Genomic DNA, 16385 nt, shown 5'->3' on the forward strand with positions numbered 1-16385 from the left:
CGAACACCTGTGCCAAACGCCCATTCAGCCTAAGGCTTGCCAATGCCGAAATCTGTTGACCGTATTCCGCCGATGCCGCGTATACAGGCGATTGACCCTAAAAACTCGGAGCAGAGTTGGGAAAGTGCCTCGCAATTGCTGGCCGCACTTAACGGCGCGCACCTGGGTGCCTGGTATTGGGACATTGAACGCGGGCAGATCAGTTGGTCACGAGGCACACAGGCGTTGTTCGGCTTCGACCCCCGCCGACCGTTGCCGGCGGACATGGAATACCTCGACCTGCTACCCCCGGAAGACCGGGCGAAAACCATTCGTGCGTTCCATGCGGTGATCGCCGGCGCGCCACTGGAACAGGCCATGCACCACCGGATTCGCTGGCCCGATGGCAGCTTGCACTGGCTGGAAGTCAGCGGCAGCCTGTTGCCGGACAAGCACGGCCGGCCACGCATGATTGGTGTGATCCGCGAGATCACCCAACAGCGCCAGCGCGAGCACGCGCTGAGCAGCTCGGAAAAACGCTTCGCCACGCTGTTTCATCTGTGTCCGAACATGGTCCTGCTGACCCGCCAGGAAGATGGCCTGATCACCGAAGCCAACCAGTATTTCGAAAGCCTGTTCGGCTGGCCGGTACAACATGCGATCGGCCGCACAACGCTGGAACTGGGCCTATGGGTGCACCCTGAACAGCGGGCAGAACTGGTCAAGGCCACCAAGGCCAAAGGCGATCTGGTCAGCATGGAGGTGCAATTTCGCGCCAGCAACGGGCAGATTCACGACGGCATCCTCAGCGCCCAGAAGGTCGAACTCGAAGGCCAGCCGTACTTGCTGAGCACCTTCCTCGACACCACCGAACGAAAAATCGCCGAACACGCCCTCAAGGACAGTCAGGAACGCCTTGACCTGGCCCTGGACTCGGCGCAACTCGGCACCTGGGATTGGCACATTCCCAGCGGCATGCTCTATGGCTCGGCACGCGCGGCTCAACTGCACGGGATGGAAGCCATACCGTTCCATGAGTCCTTTGACGATTTTTTCGAAGGGGTACCGGGCGAAGAACGCGACACCATGCGCGACGCCTACCGCAGCCTGCGCGAAGGCCCGGCCGGCAACTATCAACTGACCTATCGTGTGCAACTGTCGGACGGCAGTTCACGCTACCTGGAAAGCCGAGCCCGCCTCTATCGGGATGAAAACGGTGCGCCATTGCGCATGGCCGGCACCCTGCTCGACATCACGGATCAGGTTGAACGCGAACAGAAACTGGTGGCCTCCGAAGAGAAGTTCGCCACCCTGTTTCAAGTCAGCCCAGACCCGATCTGCGTCACTCGCCAGGACACCGGCCACTTCATCGAGATCAATTCCAGTTTCACCCAGACTTTCGGCTGGAACACCGCCGACGTGATCGATCGCAGCGCCGATGAAATCGGCCTGTGGGATGCCTCGGCCCAAAGCTTGCGACGCATCGAACAAGTCATCCGCGAACAAGACCTGAGCAATGTCGCGATACAGGTCCAGCACAAGGACGGACAGTCACTGACCTGCGTGATTTCCAGCCGCCAGATCAGCGTTGGCGAACAGCCCTGCATCGTCACCACATTGCGCGACATCACCCAGCAACAGCGCTCGGAAGCGGCACTCAAGGCCAGCGAAGAGAAGTTCGCCAAGGCGTTCCACTCCAGCCCCGATGCCATCACCATCACCGAGCGCGACACCGGCTTCTATCTGGAGGTCAACGACGGCTTTTGCCGCTTGACCGGTTACCGCACCGAGGACGTGGTGGGCCGCACGGTCTATGAGGTCGGGATTTGGGCCGAAGAAAAACAGCGGTCGGGTTTGTTGGCCGAATTGCACACCAAGGGCCGGGTCCATCACCGGGAAATGCTCGCACGCAACAAGCGCGGTGAGTTGCTGACCGTCGAAGTCTCGGTTGAGCCGATCACCCTCAACGAAACCGCATGCCTGTTGCTGACCGCGCGGGACGTCAGCCTGCTGAAAAATGCCGAAGCGCAAATTCGTCACCTGGCTTACCACGACCCGCTGACCAACCTGCCCAACCGCGCACTGCTGATGGATCGCCTGAGCCAACAGATCGCCCTGCTCAAACGCCACAATCTGCGCGGCGCGTTGATGTTCCTTGACCTCGACCACTTCAAGCACATCAACGACTCCCTCGGTCATCCGGTGGGCGATACCGTGTTGAAAATCATCACCGCCCGCCTTGAGGCGAGCGTGCGCATGGAAGACACCGTCGCACGCCTGGGCGGTGATGAATTCGTCGTGCTGCTCAGCGGCCTCGAAGGTTCGCGCAGCGCAGTCAGCGATCAGGTGCGGGAACTGGCCGACACCCTGCGCGAACTGCTATCCGAACCGATGTTCCTCGACGGCCATCGCCTGCAGGTGACACCGAGTATCGGCATTGCTCTGATTCCCGATCACGGCTCGACACCAACGGACCTGCTCAAACGCGCCGATATCGCGCTCTATCGCGCAAAAGATTCGGGGCGTAACACCGCGCAGATGTACCACAACACCATGCAGAAGGCCGCGAGTGAACGCCTGCGCCTGGAAACCGACTTGCGCCTGGCCCTTTCCCGAGGCGAATTTCGTGTGCATTACCAACCCCAGATCGACGCACGGGGCGATCGCATCGTCGGTGCCGAGGCATTGCTGCGCTGGACTCATCCGGAACTCGGTGCGCAATCACCCAACGAGTTCATCAAAGTACTGGAAGACAGTGGACTGATTCTTGAGGTCGGCAACTGGATCCTCAATGAAGCCTGCCTGGCGTTCAAGAAGTTGGTCGATAAACATCTGGTGGACCCGCATCGGTTCAGCCTGTGCGTCAACATCAGCCCCCGTCAGTTCCGTCAGAACGATTTTGTCGAACGCGTCGAAAGCAGCCTCACCAGCCAAGGCCTGCCCTGCTCGATACTGAAACTGGAAATTACCGAAGGCATCGTCATCCAGAACCTGGAAGACACCATCAGCAAAATGCGCCGCCTGAAAAAACTCGGCGTGAGCTTCGCCATGGATGACTTCGGCACGGGGTACTCCTCGCTGACCTACCTCAAGCGCCTGCCGGTCGACACCTTGAAAATCGACCAATCTTTCATCCGCGATGCGACCAGCGACCCGAACGACGCCGAAATCATTCGCGCTATTGTCGCGATGGCCCGCAGCCTGGACTTGAAAGTGATTGCCGAAGGGGTGGAAACGGCGGAGCAGCTGGAGTTTCTGCAAGGGCTGGAATGTCACTTCTATCAGGGGTATCTGCACAGCCAGCCGCTGCCGGTTGAAGAGTTTCAGAAATTACTGAAATGATCCCTACAAAGAACAGGTACAAAAAAGGGCGCCGTTGGCGCCCTTTTCTTGCTCTGGCTTAGTGTTGCAGAGCTGGCTTTTGCGTCCCGTTGATCGGGATGCGCCTGGCTTTCGCCTCTTCAGGAATCACCCGCAGCAGGTCAATGCTCAACAGACCGTTGTTCAGGCCGCTTCCGCCACCGGCAATCCCAGCAAACGCGAGACCTGATCCAGTTCTGTCTCGCGTCGCAGGACGGTGAACAGCTCTACGGCTTCGGGATAATTACGGGTCAACATCGCCAGCCATTGCTTCAGGCGACCTGGGGATTGACGCGCTGTCATCTGCGCCTTGGCTTGCAGCCAGAAGTCCTGAATCAGCGGTAGCAGCTCGCTCCAGGTCATCTCGACCACTTCCTCACCGGCACGTGCAGCGGCAATCTGTCGGGCGAGATCCGGGCGCGAAACCAGGCCGCGACCGAGCATGATGTCTTCCACGCCACTGATTTCACGACACCGGCGCCAATCTTCGACGCTCCAGATGTCACCATTGGCGAACACCGGAACCTTGACCACGTCTTGCACCCGTGGAATCCATTCCCAGTGCGCAGGCGGTTTGTACCCGTCAACCTTGGTTCGCGCGTGCACCACGATGTGCTCGGCACCGCCCTCGGCCAGGGCCGTGGCGCAGACCAGCGAACCGTCCGGGCTGTCGAACCCCAGGCGCATCTTGGCGGTGACGGGAATGTGTGCAGGCACGGCACGACGCACGTGCTCGACGATCTGGTTGAGCAGTTCAGGCTCTTTGAGCAACACCGCACCGCCACGGGACTTGTTGACGGTCTTGGCCGGGCAGCCGAAGTTCAGGTCGATCACCTCGGAACCCAACTCGCAGGCCAGCGCGGCGTTTTCCGCCAGGCACACCGGGTCGGAACCCAGCAGCTGCACGCGCAGCGGCACGCCAGAGGCGGTCCGCGCGCCGTTGAGCAGCTCCGGTCCGAACTTGTGGAAGTAGGCGGGCGTGAGTAACTGGTCGTTGACCCGGATGAACTCGGTCACACACCAATCGATGCCGCCCACTCGGGTCAGCACGTCGCGCAGGATGTCGTCGACCAACCCCTCCATGGGCGCCAAAGCAATTTGCATGAAAAACACACTCAACGAAAAACGTGCGGCAGTTTACTGGATTATCGAGCGAAAGACTTGCGCATACCTTTGTGGCGAGGGAGCTTGCTCCCGCTGGAGCGCGAAGCGGTCCCCCTGCAAATGAAGAGTGCTGCGCACTAACGGGAGCCAGCTCCCTCGCCACAGGGCCGTGTCAGGCCGGGACTTGCAACGCCGGGCCGTAGCCCTCGATAAATTCTGCCGGCATCCGCTTGGGTCTGCCCGTGGACAGCTCGATGCAAACGAACGTGGTCTGTGCGCGCAATAGCGTGGTGTTGTCACTCGGGCGGATCAGCTGGAAATGCCGGGTCATCTTCAGGCGCTGGTCCCAATCGACGATCCAGGTCGCCAACTGCAACTCGTCGCCCTCGTAGGCGGCCGCCAGGTAATCGATCTCGTGCCGCACCACCGCCATGGCACGGTCCAGCCGACGGTACTCGACCAGATCCAGGCCCAGGCGCTGGGAGTGGCGCCAGGCACAACGCTCCAGCCAGGTCACGTACACCGCGTTGTTCGCGTGACCCAACCCATCGATGTCCTCGGCGCCCACTTGCAGATCAATGATAAATGGCGTTTCCCGATCCCAGCCCATGCCCCACTCCCGGTCAGATAGTTTCGACCGGGGCAGTGTAACGGATGCTCAGGCCGATTGGCGCGATTGCAGGCTGCGACCGGCCAGCAGTGATAACACCCCGTCAATCACCCGAGGATCGGCCAGTACCCGCTGATGACCACCCTCTTGCAGGCGCAGCAAGCGGCTATCAAACCAGGCTTCGTGGATCAGTTGCGACTCCTTGACCGAGACAAAGTTGTCGTCTTCGGCGTGGACGATCAAGCCGGGCATGTCGAGTTGATAATGGGCGACGTCGAGCATCGCTGCGCGCATGCCGACATCTTTCTCGACCTGGCGAATGAACGCGGAACGGGCTTTGGGTGGCAACCCAACATAACGGGCAAACCCGCGCAACACGCCGAGGATGCGGGCCGGGGCGCCAATGGTGACCAGTGTTTCGGTGCGCAGGCCCAGCTGCACGGCCAGCATGGCACTGGCACCGCCCATGGAGTGGCCGATGACCGCTTGCAACGGCGGCAATTCAGCGGCGGCTTCAAGCATGGCGCGGGCGAACAGCACCACATTCGCTTCACTGCCCGGTGAGCGGCCGTGGGCCGGACCGTCCAGCGCGACCACCGAATATCCGGCATCGACCAGCGCCGTGATCAGGCTGGCGAACTGCGTCGGCCGCCCTTCCCAGCCGTGCATCAGCAAAACCGCCGGGCCTTGCCCCCAGCGCAACGCTGAAAGACCGAATCGCAAAGTGATGCGTTCGGACTTCGCCAACAGCGGCAATTCCCAGTCACGCGGCGGCAGATCCCGCGGCGTCATGAAAGCCAGTCGCATTTTGCTTGCAACCAGTTTCGGTGCAACCCAGCCCAAGGTGCCATTAACGCCACGAACCCACTTCAACGTGCTCATCGCATTCTCCCCAGGCCGCAGCCTTCAGGTCAACGCACTGCCGATTTGGCGGCACGCAGTAATCGATCGGACAATTCTCCCGGCCCCAGCGCCCGCGCCAGAGCCAGACCACCCACCATCAAGGCCATGTCGGCCAAGGCTTTATCGGTTTCTTCAGGGCTGGCCGCCAATTGCGCGACCATCAATTCCATGTGCTCGCTGAGCGCGACACGGAAGGCATCCGGCAGCCGCCCAAGCTCACCGACCGACGCGGGAATCGGGCAGGCCGACTCGGAGGAATCACGGTGCTTGCGCGACAGATAAAACGCCGCCACCAACGCACGACGTTCTTCGCCGGTCAGTTCGCTATCCATGTCGGCAATCAGGTCACGCCGGTGACCGAGCAATTGCTTGAACGCCTCCAGCATCATGGCGTCCTTGCTTTCGAAGTGCGCGTAGAAGCCGCCGACCGTCAGGCCCGCCGCGCCCATCACCTCGCCCACGCTCGGTTCGGCCGGGCCACGCTGAATCAGCGCGGAGCTGGCGGCCTTGAGGATGCGTTCGCGGGTTTGAGCTTTTTTATCGTTCATCGTTGCCTCCGAATATTACGACTCAAATATTATTCTCATAATAATTTTTCGCAAGTCGTGGATGTGACCGCTGGTCTGAAGAACAGTTTGAAAGAGAAAGGGAGATTTTGCCAAACGCCAGACAAACAAAAGGGCCATTCAATAATTGAATGACCCTTATAAAATCCCGCAGAGCGGGTAATCGTGGCGTCCCCTAGGGGACTCGAACCCCTGTTACCGCCGTGAAAGGGCGGTGTCCTAGGCCACTAGACGAAGGGGACACAAACCCTTCTATACAACTGATCAGTGCTGAGAGCTGATCGATTCAAGGCCGGTGTGGCCAGACCTTGAACTTGTAAAATTGGTGGAGCTTAGCGGGATCGAACCGCTGACCTCCTGCATGCCATGCAGGCGCTCTCCCAGCTGAGCTAAAGCCCCGGATTTTTCGCCTCGCGGCGGAGTGACATCTTGCAACATCACTTCTGTAAAACTGGCGTCCCCTAGGGGACTCGAACCCCTGTTACCGCCGTGAAAGGGCGGTGTCCTAGGCCACTAGACGAAGGGGACGCAAACCCTTCTATACAACAGATCAACGCTGAGTGTTGATCGCTTCAAAGCCGGTGTGGCCAGACCTTGAAGTGTAAATTGGTGGAGCTAGACGGGATCGAACCGTCGACCTCTTGCATGCCATGCAAGCGCTCTCCCAGCTGAGCTATAGCCCCTCATCGCTGAGGACGGGGCGAATCTTAAGGGCGCATCGAAAGTCTGTCAAACTTATTTTGCAAAAAAACTGAAATTTTTTGCCGACATAACAATCACTTACCGCCCTCCCCCGAAAAATCAGGGGTTTTCCCCAACTGTAGGAGCTGGCTTGCCAGCGATGGCGGCCGCAAGGTCGCTTCGCCAGCAAGCCGGCTCCTACAGGTCAACCCTGTGGGATCAGGCGATAGCGCCCAACAGCTTTTCCCACTCTTTGTTTTCTTTCTTCGACACGCCGCCCAGCAGGTCGATCGCCTGGCGCAGACGGAAACGGGTCAGGTCCGGCCCGAGGATTTCCATCGCATCGAGCACCGACACCGAACTGGCCTGGCCGGTGATCGCCGCAAACATCAGCGGCATGGCGTCGCGCAGTTTCAGCTCCAGCGATTCGACCACGGCCTGAATGGTCGCAGTGATGCTGTCCTTCTCCCACTGACGCAGGCTTTCGAGCTTCCACAGGATCAACTGCATCAATTGACGAACCTGATCGCCCGAGAGCTTCTTGGATTCGAACAACTTGGCATCCGGGTTCACGCCACCGGCAAAGAAGAACCCGGCCAACGGTGCAACCTGGCTGAAGGTTTCAACCCGGCCCTGCACGTGTGGTGCGATCTTCATCATGTATTCGGAATTGAACGCCCACTTCTGCACGCGTGCGGCGAACTCTTCGACCGGCAGGTCACGCAGCCATTGGCCGTTGAGCCAAGACAGCTTCTCGATGTCGAAGATCGGCCCGCCGAGGGACACGCGCTTCAGATCGAAGTTGTCGACCATTTCCTGCAGCGAGAACTTCTCGCGCTCGTCCGGCATCGACCAACCCATGCGACCCAGGTAGTTGAGCATCGCCTCAGGCATGAAACCCATACGCTCGTAGAACGTCACCGAAGTCGGGTTCTTGCGCTTGGACAGCTTGCTCTTGTCCGGGTTACGCAGCAGCGGCATGTAACACAGCTCGGGCTGCTCCCAGCCGAAGTACTCGTAAAGCAGGATCAGTTTCGGCGCCGATGGCAGCCATTCTTCGCCACGCAATACGTGGGTGATGCCCATCAGGTGGTCGTCGACGACGTTGGCGAGGAAGTACGTCGGCAAGCCGTCGGTCTTCATCAGGACCTGCATGTCCATGCGGTCCCACGGGATTTCAACGTCGCCACGCAGCATGTCCGGCACTACGCAGACGCCTTCGCTCGGTACCTTCATGCGGATCACGTGCGGTTCGCCGGCAGCCAGGCGACGATCGACTTCTTCCTTGGACAGCAGCAAGGCGCGGCCGTCGTAACGCGGAGTTTCGCCGCGAGCCATTTGCTCGGCGCGCATCTGGTCCAGCTCTTCGGCGGTGCAGAAGCACGGGAAGGCATGACCGAGCTCTACCAACTGCTGGCAATATTTCTGGTAGATATCGCCGCGTTCGCTTTGACGATAAGGACCGTGCGGGCCGCCAACGTCCGGGCCTTCGCTCCAGTTGATACCCAGCCAGCGCAGGGCGTCGAAGATCTGCTGTTCGGACTCGCGGGTCGAACGCAACTGGTCGGTGTCTTCGATCCGCAGGATGAACTCACCGCCATGCTGCTTGGCAAAGCAGTAGTTGAACAATGCGATGTAAGCGGTGCCTACGTGGGGATCCCCGGTAGGCGATGGCGCGATGCGAGTGCGGACGGTGGTCATGGCATGTCTCGAAAAGAATAAAAGCGAAGTTCAAACAAGGCGCGAATGGTAACAGGCGACACCCGCCCGGCTCCAGCTAACAGGGCATTTAAGCCAAGGTTGCGACTGGAATGCCTGTATGGCGTGGTGAATGGCCGAATATCAGTCGTCGGCATTTACCGCTTATCGGTGATATGACAGATTTGGGTGCTGTAAACTTCTCTTACAATTTCTTGACTACAGTTTGCCCATGCCTGCCCAACTCAAGCGTCGCCTGCTTACCTTCCTGCTGATTGTCCTGTTGATTGCCGGGGGATTGTTTGCCCACTGGTTCCTCAACGGTCGTTTTTATGAAAGCACCGATAACGCCTACGTCCAGGGTGAAATCACCCGCGTGTCCAGCCAGTTGGGCGCACGCATCGACGAAGTGTTGGTGCAGGACAACCAGCATGTCGAGAAAGGCCAATTGCTGATCAGGCTCGAAGGCGAAGACTTCCGCCTCGCCGTCGACCGTGCCAACGCCGCCCTCGCCACCCGCCAGGCCGAACGCCTGCAAGCCCAGAGCAAACTGACTCAGCAAGGCAGCCTGATTGCCGCCAGCGAAGCGCAAGTCTCGTCCAGCCAGGCGAGCCTGGGTCGCTCGCAAATCGACCTGATTCGCGCCGAAACCTTGCGCAAACCCGGCTATATCTCGGAAGAACGCGTGACGAGCCTTTCCGCAGAAAACCACATCGCCCGCTCGCAAGTCACCAAAGCCCAGGCCGATGCGCAAAGTCAGCGCCAGCAAGTCAATGCACTGAATGCCGACATCAAACGCCTCGACGCGCAGATCGCCAACGCCAAAACCGACCTGGCCCAGGCCGAACTGAACCTGACCCGCAGCGAGATCCACGCCCCCATCAGCGGCCTGATCGGCCAGCGTGCTGCGCGTAACGGTCAAGTTGTGCAGGCCGGTGCCTATCTGTTGTCGATCGTGCCGGACGAAGACATCTGGATTCAGGCGAATTTCAAGGAAACCCAGATCGGTCACATGCAGCCCGGCCAGAAAGCCGAGCTGACCTTCGATGCCTATGGCGATACACCGATCGAAGCCCGGGTCGACAGCCTGTTTGCCGCCTCGGGCGCGCAATTCAGCCTGCTGCCTCCGGACAATGCCACGGGCAACTTCACCAAAGTCGTGCAACGGATTCCGGTCAAACTGACCTTCGCTGCGGACAATCCGCTGCGCGGCAAGATTCGTCCGGGCATGTCGGTCACCGCCAAGGTGAACATCAAGGACGCCCCGGAAGACGTCACCGTGAAAGTGAGCCTCAAAGACGCCCCTGCCGATGGCCGGTGATCAACTGATCCGCCCGGTCGGCGAGCCGACCCGGCGGGACTGGATTGCGGTGATGAGCGTGATGCTCGGCGCCTTCATGGCGGTGCTGGACATCCAGATCACCAACTCGTCGCTCAAGGATATTCAAGGCGCGCTGTCGGCGACGCTGGAAGAAGGCTCGTGGATTTCCACTTCCTACCTGGTGGCCGAGATCATCATGATCCCGCTGACCGCGTGGCTGGTTCAACTGCTCTCGGCGCGACGCCTGGCGGTGTGGGTATCCATCGGATTTCTGTTCGCTTCCCTACTCTGCTCCATGGCGTGGAGCCTGGAAAGCATGATTGTGTTCCGAGCCCTGCAAGGTTTTACCGGCGGCGCACTGATCCCGCTCGCCTTCACCCTGACGCTGATCAAACTCCCGGAGCATCACCGCGCCAAAGGCATGGCGATGTTTGCCATGACGGCGACCTTCGCCCCTTCCATTGGCCCGACCCTCGGCGGTTGGCTGACGGAAAACTGGGGCTGGGAATACATCTTCTATATCAACATCCCGCCCGGCTTGCTCATGATCGCCGGCCTGATGTACGGCCTCGAAAAGAAGGAAGCACACTGGGAGTTACTCAAAAGCACCGACTACGCCGGCATCCTCACGCTGGGCATCGGTCTCGGCTGCTTGCAGGTGTTCCTGGAAGAAGGCCATCGCAAGGACTGGCTGGAATCGAGCCTGATCGTGGCCTTGGGCAGTATCGCGCTGATCAGCCTGATCACCTTTGTGATCGTGCAGACCTCCAAGCCCAATCCGCTGATCAACCTCGGCATCCTGCGCAATCGTAACTTTGGATTATCGAGCATTTCCAGTGTCGGGATGGGGGTCGGCTTGTACGGCTCGATCTATTTGTTGCCGCTGTATCTGGCGCAGATCCAGAACTACAACGCCCTGCAAATCGGCGAAGTGATCATGTGGATGGGTGTGCCGCAGCTGTTTCTGATTCCGCTGGTGCCGAAGCTGATGAAGTATGTCTCGCCCAAATGGCTGTGCACGCTGGGCTTCGGGTTGTTCGGACTGGCGAGTTTTTCCTCGGGCGTGCTGAACCCGGACTTTGCCGGGCCGCAGTTCAATCAGATCCAGATCGTCCGCGCCCTCGGCCAGCCACTGATCATGGTCACCATTTCGTTGATCGCCACGGCGTACATTCTTCCGCAGGACGCGGGATCGGCGTCGAGCCTGTTCAACATTCTGCGCAACCTCGGCGGCGCCATTGGCATCGCCCTCCTCGCCACGCTACTGGATGCGCGGACCAAGGTTTACTTCGATTACTTGCGCGAGGCCCTGGTGCCGAGCAATCCGCAGGTCGCCGAGCGCATCGCCTCGTTGAGCGATCGATTGGGCAATGAAACGGCGGCGCTGGCCAAGCTCAGTGAAATCGCCCATCAGCAGGCGTCGATCATGGCTTACAACGATGCGTTTCATTTTGTCGGGATTGCACTGGGGATCAGCATGCTGGCGGTGTTGCTGACCAAGAAATTGCCGGAGGGGTTGAAGGCTGGCGAGGCGCATTGATATTGAGCCATACACAACATGTGGCGAGCGCATTTTAAGTTCAGACCGTCAGCAGTCTTTCGCGCAACTTGGCAATCTCATCGCGCATCTGCGCCGCTGCTTCGAACTCCAGGTCGCGAGCGAGCTGATACATCTTCTCTTCCAGGGCTTTGATGCGCTTGGCAATCTCGCCAGGCGAGCGCAATTCCGCTTCGTACCGGGCGTTTTCCTCGGCAGCCTTGGCCATGCCCTTGCGCTTCTTGCTGCGCGAACCCGGCACGGTCGCGCCTTCCATGATGTCGGCAACGTCCTTGAACACACCTTTGGGGGTGATGCCATTGGCCAGGTTGAAGGCGATCTGCTTGTCGCGACGACGCTCGGTTTCACCGATGGCCCGCTCCATGGAGCCGGTGATCCGGTCGGCGTAGAGAATTGCCCGGCCATTGAGGTTACGCGCCGCACGGCCGATGGTCTGGATCAGCGAACGCTCGGACCGCAGGAAGCCTTCCTTGTCCGCATCGAGGATCGCCACCAGCGACACTTCAGGCATGTCCAGACCTTCGCGCAGCAGGTTGATCCCCACCAACACATCGAAGGTGCCAAGACGCAGATCGCGAATGATTTCGACCCGCTCCACGGTGTCGATGTCCGAGTGCAGATAGCGCACGCGCACGCCGTGATCGGCCAGGTAATCGGTCAAGTCCTCGGCCATGCGTTTGGTCAGCGTGGTGACCAGCACCCGCTCTTCGACCGCCACGCGCTTGCTGATTTCCGACAACAAGTCGTCGACCTGGGTCAGTGCCGGGCGAATCTCGATTTGCGGGTCCACCAGCCCGGTCGGACGCACCACCATGTCAATCACGCGCCCAGCGTGCTCGGCTTCATAGTTGCCCGGTGTCGCCGAGACGAAAATCGTCTGCGGGCTGATGCTTTCCCACTCGTCAAAGCGCATCGGCCGGTTGTCCAGCGCCGACGGCAGACGGAATCCGTATTCCACCAGTGTCTCTTTGCGCGAGCGGTCGCCTTTGTACATCGCACCGACCTGCGGGACGCTGACGTGGGATTCGTCGATCACCAGCAAGGCGTCCGCTGGCAAGTAATCGTATAAGGTTGGCGGCGCTTCACCGGATGCGCGTCCGGACAGGTAGCGCGAGTAGTTTTCAATGCCGTTGCAGTAACCCAATTCGAGAATCATCTCTATGTCGAAACGGGTGCGCTGTTCCAGGCGCTGAGCTTCCACCAGTTTGTTGTTCGAACGCAGGTACTCCAGGCGCTCCTTCAACTCCTCCTTGATCCCTTCCACGGCGCCCATCAGGGTTTCCCGGGGCGTCACGTAGTGGCTTTTCGGGTAGAAGGTGAAGCGCGGCAGTTTGCGGATGACCTCACCGGTCAAAGGATCAAACGCCGACAGGCTTTCCACTTCGTCATCGAACAGTTCGATGCGGATCGCCTCGAAATCGGATTCCGCCGGGTGGATATCGATCACGTCGCCGCGCACGCGGAAGGTCGCACGGGCGAAATCCATGTCGTTGCGGGTGTATTGCAGATCGGCCAGACGCCGCAGCAACTCCCGCTGATCGAGTCGGTCACCCCGATCCACGTGCAGCACCATTTTCAGGTAGGTTTCCGGACTGCCCAGACCATAGATGCACGACACCGTGGTGACGATGATCGCGTCCTTGCGCTCCAGCAACGCCTTGGTCGCGGAAAGGCGCATCTGTTCGATGTGATCGTTGATCGAGGCGTCTTTCTCGATGAAGGTATCGGAGGACGGCACATAGGCTTCGGGCTGGTAGTAGTCGTAGTAGGAAACGAAGTACTCGACCGCGTTGTTCGGGAAGAACGCCTTGAACTCCCCGTACAGCTGCGCCGCGAGGGTCTTGTTCGGCGCCAGCACCAGCGTCGGGCGCTGTACCTGGGCGATCACGTTGGCGATGCTGAAAGTCTTGCCCGAGCCGGTCACACCGAGCAACGTCTGGTGCGCCAGCCCGGCTTCGATACCCTCGACCATCAGGCGGATGGCTTCCGGCTGATCGCCGGCGGGCTCGAAACGGGTGACTAGCTGGAATTCAGACATGAAATACCTCTGGATCACTCTTGCCGGCAAAACCGACACGAACGAGAAAGACCGCAAACGACCGTTGTCGCCCGAGGAAAAAACTGGATTGCGCTCAATGTGGAGCCGATTGCCGTCGCTTTCAAGGCAAACGTCCTACAACGCGTAAAGCCTTTGATGACAACAATCGACTAACGGTCGAAAAATAATCGGAAAAACTTACGGGAAAAGCCGATTCGCCTGTCGCCATCAATCGCAGATGGCCTCTATACTAGCTCCCCGTTTGTGCACCGCTCTAGTGCATTCGGCTGGAGCGCGACACGTCCCTCCATTTTCCATTCAGAGCCGCCGCAATAATGAGCCTGTTCTCCGCTGTCGAAATGGCACCACGCGATCCAATCCTGGGCCTCAACGAAGCATTCAACGCCGATACCCGTACCAACAAGGTCAACCTGGGGGTCGGTGTTTATTGCAACGAGGAGGGGCGAATTCCACTCCTGCGCGCCGTTGTCGAAGCCGAAACCATTCGCGTTGCTCAACACGCTTCCCGTGGCTATTTGCCAATCGACGGTATTGCCGCCTATGACCAGGCTGTGCAGAAACTGTTGTTCGGCAATGACTCGCCGCTGATCGCCGCTGGCCGCGTGATCACCACCCAGGCCGTTGGCGGTACGGGCGCCCTGAAAATCGGTGCCGACTTCCTCAAGCAACTGCTGCCGAACGCCGTCGTGGCGATCAGCGACCCAAGCTGGGAAAACCACCGCGCCCTGTTCGAAACCGCGGGTTTCCCGGTGCAGAACTATCGCTACTACGACGCCGCGACCCACGACGTAAATCGTGTTGGCCTGCTGGAAGATCTGAACGCGCTGCCAAACGGTTCGATCGTTGTGCTGCACGCTTGCTGCCATAACCCGACCGGCGTCGACCTGAGCCCGGCGGACTGGAACAACGTGCTGGACGTGGTGAAAGCCAAAGGTCACGTGCCATTTCTCGACATGGCCTACCAGGGCTTTGGCGATGGTATCGACGAAGACGCCGCCGCCGTGCGTCTGTTTGCTGAATCGGGCCTGACCTTCTTTGTTTCCAGCTCGTTCTCCAAATCGTTCTCGCTGTATGGCGAGCGCGTTGGCGCGCTGTCGATCGTCAGCGAATCGAAAGAAGAAAGCGCGCGCGTGCTGTCGCAAGTCAAACGCGTGATCCGCACCAACTACTCCAACCCGCCGACCCACGGTGCAAGCATCGTCGCCGCCGTGCTGAACAGCCCGGAACTGCGCGCCCAGTGGGAAGCCGAACTGGCCGAAATGCGCCTGCGCATTCGTGGCATGCGTATCCAGATGGTCGACACCCTGGCGAAGAACGCGCCGCAGCGCGATTTCAGCTTTGTTGGCCGTCAGCGTGGCATGTTCTCTTACTCCGGCCTGACGGTTGAGCAAGTGACCCGCCTGCGCAACGAGTTCGGCATCTATGCCCTGGACACCGGCCGCATCTGCGTCGCCGCGCTGAACCAGAGCAACATCAAGGCTGTGACTGACGCCATCGTTCAGGTGATCTGAATCACGCCGTGAGACGAAAAACGGGAAGCCCTTTGGCTTCCCGTTTTTTATTTGTCCTGTTGATTGCTCAATAACGGGACCAAGCCCTTAGACTGCACACAGACCCTTGTAGGAGCCGGCTTGCCGGCGATAGCGTTCGGGAGACCGACATCGATGTCGGAGATTCTGACCTCTTCGCCAGCAAGCCGGCTCCTGCAGGCTTCGTGTACGCCCCGCTATTCTGACGAGTGCCGATATGAAAAACGATGACCTGCGCGCCGACCGCGACGATCTGGATGACCTGGATCGCTTCATCCCCCGCGCCCCGGCCAAACGCGGCAACAACCTGGTCATGCAAGTCGCTGCCGGTGTGTTTCTCGGTGGCCTGGCCCTGTGGCTGGTGCAATTGGGTGCCACCGCGCTCTATGCCAAACTGATGCTAGGCACGATTACCTTCGGCGGTTAAGCCAGTTCGGTCGCACGCTGGCTGGCCGCGTCGTCATAGGCCACGTACAGCGACTCGGCGACCTGGCTCTTGATCGCTTTGGTACTTTCCAGGCCCAGAACAAAACCTTCAGCCTTGCCGCCTGCACGGTTCAACTCCTCGGCGTTGCTGGCCTGAGTGATAGCATCGAACAGTTTTTCAGCGTGAGGACCGACCCCTTTGGGCAGGCTGATTTGAGCGATGCTCATGCGAACACCTCGTTGTTGCGAGGCGGTGTTGTGGTCAAGCAAGTCATGGCGCGTACCTTTTCGGCGAATGGCCGGCAGCGCGTGTTACCACTTCCGGGCAGCCATGTTAGCCCCCGCAAGCGAATCCGGTAACCGCCAATCACCGACAAATCACCTTCCGCCCCCTTGAATGGCTCACCTGATCATCCGGCGCTTGACTTCTCTTTTTGAATCAGTAACATAGGCGCCATTCCGCGATAGCTCAGTTGGTAGAGCAAGTGACTGTTAATCACTGGGTCCCTGGTTCGAGTCCAGGTCGTGGAGCCAGACAGCAATATCAAGAAGCCCCTGAACCGAAAGGTTCAGGGGCTTTTTTGTGATCCG

The 16385-nt window shown here is 59.6% G+C and carries 13 protein-coding genes, 5 tRNA genes and 1 pseudogene; 7 read left to right on the plus strand and 12 right to left on the minus strand.

Annotated elements, in window-relative coordinates; all coding sequences use genetic code 11:
- The first annotated feature begins 42 nt into the window (after positions 1–42).
- Entirely contained in the window at positions 43–3321 is a 3279-nt protein-coding gene (locus QYH43_RS18455; protein WP_095060927.1) for an EAL domain-containing protein, read from the plus strand.
- 58 nt (positions 3322–3379) lie between these two features.
- Here the strand turns inward: QYH43_RS18455 and QYH43_RS18460 are convergent.
- From QYH43_RS18460 to gltX, 10 genes and pseudogenes are all read right to left on the minus strand, one after another.
- Positions 3380–3493 (minus strand): annotated as a pseudogene (locus tag QYH43_RS18460) (heat-shock protein); the annotation flags it as partial.
- Complete coding sequence (locus tag QYH43_RS18465) at positions 3484–4443, minus strand: tRNA-dihydrouridine synthase (RefSeq protein WP_095060929.1); 960 nt, start codon at positions 4441–4443, stop codon at positions 3484–3486. The gene QYH43_RS18465 and the pseudogene QYH43_RS18460, both read right to left, overlap by 10 nt.
- A 172-nt stretch (positions 4444–4615) precedes the next feature.
- A complete protein-coding gene (locus QYH43_RS18470; RefSeq protein ID WP_095060931.1) occupies positions 4616–5053 on the minus strand; it encodes a thioesterase family protein in 438 nt (145 codons plus the stop codon).
- Between the two features lie 48 nt (positions 5054–5101).
- On the minus strand, positions 5102–5935 hold the full coding sequence (locus QYH43_RS18475) for an alpha/beta hydrolase (RefSeq protein WP_095060941.1): 834 nt from the start codon (positions 5933–5935) through the stop codon (positions 5102–5104).
- A gap of 29 nt (positions 5936–5964) precedes the next feature.
- Entirely contained in the window at positions 5965–6504 is a 540-nt protein-coding gene (locus tag QYH43_RS18480) for a TetR/AcrR family transcriptional regulator (protein WP_301157750.1), read from the minus strand.
- A gap of 184 nt (positions 6505–6688) precedes the next feature.
- A tRNA-Glu gene (locus QYH43_RS18485) sits at positions 6689–6764 on the minus strand.
- Positions 6765–6845: 81 nt separating this feature from the next.
- Positions 6846–6921 (minus strand) — tRNA-Ala (locus tag QYH43_RS18490).
- Between the two features lie 53 nt (positions 6922–6974).
- A tRNA-Glu gene (locus QYH43_RS18495) sits at positions 6975–7050 on the minus strand.
- Positions 7051–7129: 79 nt separating this feature from the next.
- A tRNA-Ala gene (locus QYH43_RS18500) sits at positions 7130–7205 on the minus strand.
- Positions 7206–7422: 217 nt separating this feature from the next.
- Positions 7423–8904: a glutamate--tRNA ligase gene (gene gltX, locus QYH43_RS18505; protein WP_095060945.1), complete on the minus strand. Its 1482-nt coding sequence runs from the start codon at positions 8902–8904 to the stop codon at positions 7423–7425.
- Between the two features lie 229 nt (positions 8905–9133).
- On the opposite strand from gltX, the gene QYH43_RS18510 reads away from it, so the two are divergent.
- Both QYH43_RS18510 and QYH43_RS18515 read left to right on the plus strand, forming a co-directional pair.
- On the plus strand, positions 9134–10222 hold the full coding sequence (locus QYH43_RS18510; RefSeq protein WP_095060947.1) for an HlyD family secretion protein: 1089 nt from the start codon (positions 9134–9136) through the stop codon (positions 10220–10222).
- A 49-nt stretch (positions 10223–10271) separates the two neighbouring features.
- Positions 10272–11762 (plus strand): MDR family MFS transporter, encoded by a 1491-nt coding sequence (locus QYH43_RS18515; RefSeq protein ID WP_177408853.1) that lies wholly within the window; start codon positions 10272–10274, stop codon positions 11760–11762.
- Positions 11763–11802: 40 nt separating this feature from the next.
- Here the strand turns inward: QYH43_RS18515 and uvrB are convergent, their stop codons facing one another.
- Positions 11803–13818 carry an excinuclease ABC subunit UvrB gene (gene uvrB, locus QYH43_RS18520; RefSeq protein ID WP_095060951.1) on the minus strand — a complete coding sequence of 672 codons (2016 nt, stop codon included), beginning with the start codon at positions 13816–13818 and terminating at the stop codon, positions 11803–11805.
- On the opposite strand from uvrB, the gene QYH43_RS18525 reads away from it, so the two are divergent.
- The 3 genes from QYH43_RS18525 to QYH43_RS18535 all read left to right on the plus strand — a co-directional run bounded on the left by QYH43_RS18525 (position 13817) and on the right by QYH43_RS18535 (position 15795).
- On the plus strand, positions 13817–13966 hold the full coding sequence (locus QYH43_RS18525) for a hypothetical protein (RefSeq protein ID WP_218232136.1): 150 nt from the start codon (positions 13817–13819) through the stop codon (positions 13964–13966). The genes uvrB and QYH43_RS18525 overlap by 2 nt on opposite strands.
- Positions 13967–14153: 187 nt before the next feature.
- Positions 14154–15350: an amino acid aminotransferase gene (locus tag QYH43_RS18530; RefSeq protein ID WP_095060953.1), complete on the plus strand. Its 1197-nt coding sequence runs from the start codon at positions 14154–14156 to the stop codon at positions 15348–15350.
- A 235-nt stretch (positions 15351–15585) separates the two neighbouring features.
- A complete protein-coding gene (locus QYH43_RS18535; protein WP_095060955.1) occupies positions 15586–15795 on the plus strand; it encodes a hypothetical protein in 210 nt (69 codons plus the stop codon).
- Here QYH43_RS18535 and QYH43_RS18540 read toward each other — a convergent pair.
- Entirely contained in the window at positions 15792–16022 is a 231-nt protein-coding gene (locus QYH43_RS18540) for a hypothetical protein (protein ID WP_046027137.1), read from the minus strand. The two genes, QYH43_RS18535 and QYH43_RS18540, sit on opposite strands and share 4 nt — an antisense overlap.
- Positions 16023–16252: 230 nt before the next feature.
- On the opposite strand from QYH43_RS18540, the gene QYH43_RS18545 reads away from it, so the two are divergent.
- Positions 16253–16328: transfer RNA gene (locus QYH43_RS18545), tRNA-Asn, on the plus strand.
- The last annotated feature ends 57 nt before the right edge of the window (positions 16329–16385 follow it).

Source organism: Pseudomonas sp. C32 (assembly GCF_030417915.1).
Taxonomy (GTDB): Bacteria; Pseudomonadota; Gammaproteobacteria; order Pseudomonadales; family Pseudomonadaceae; genus Aquipseudomonas.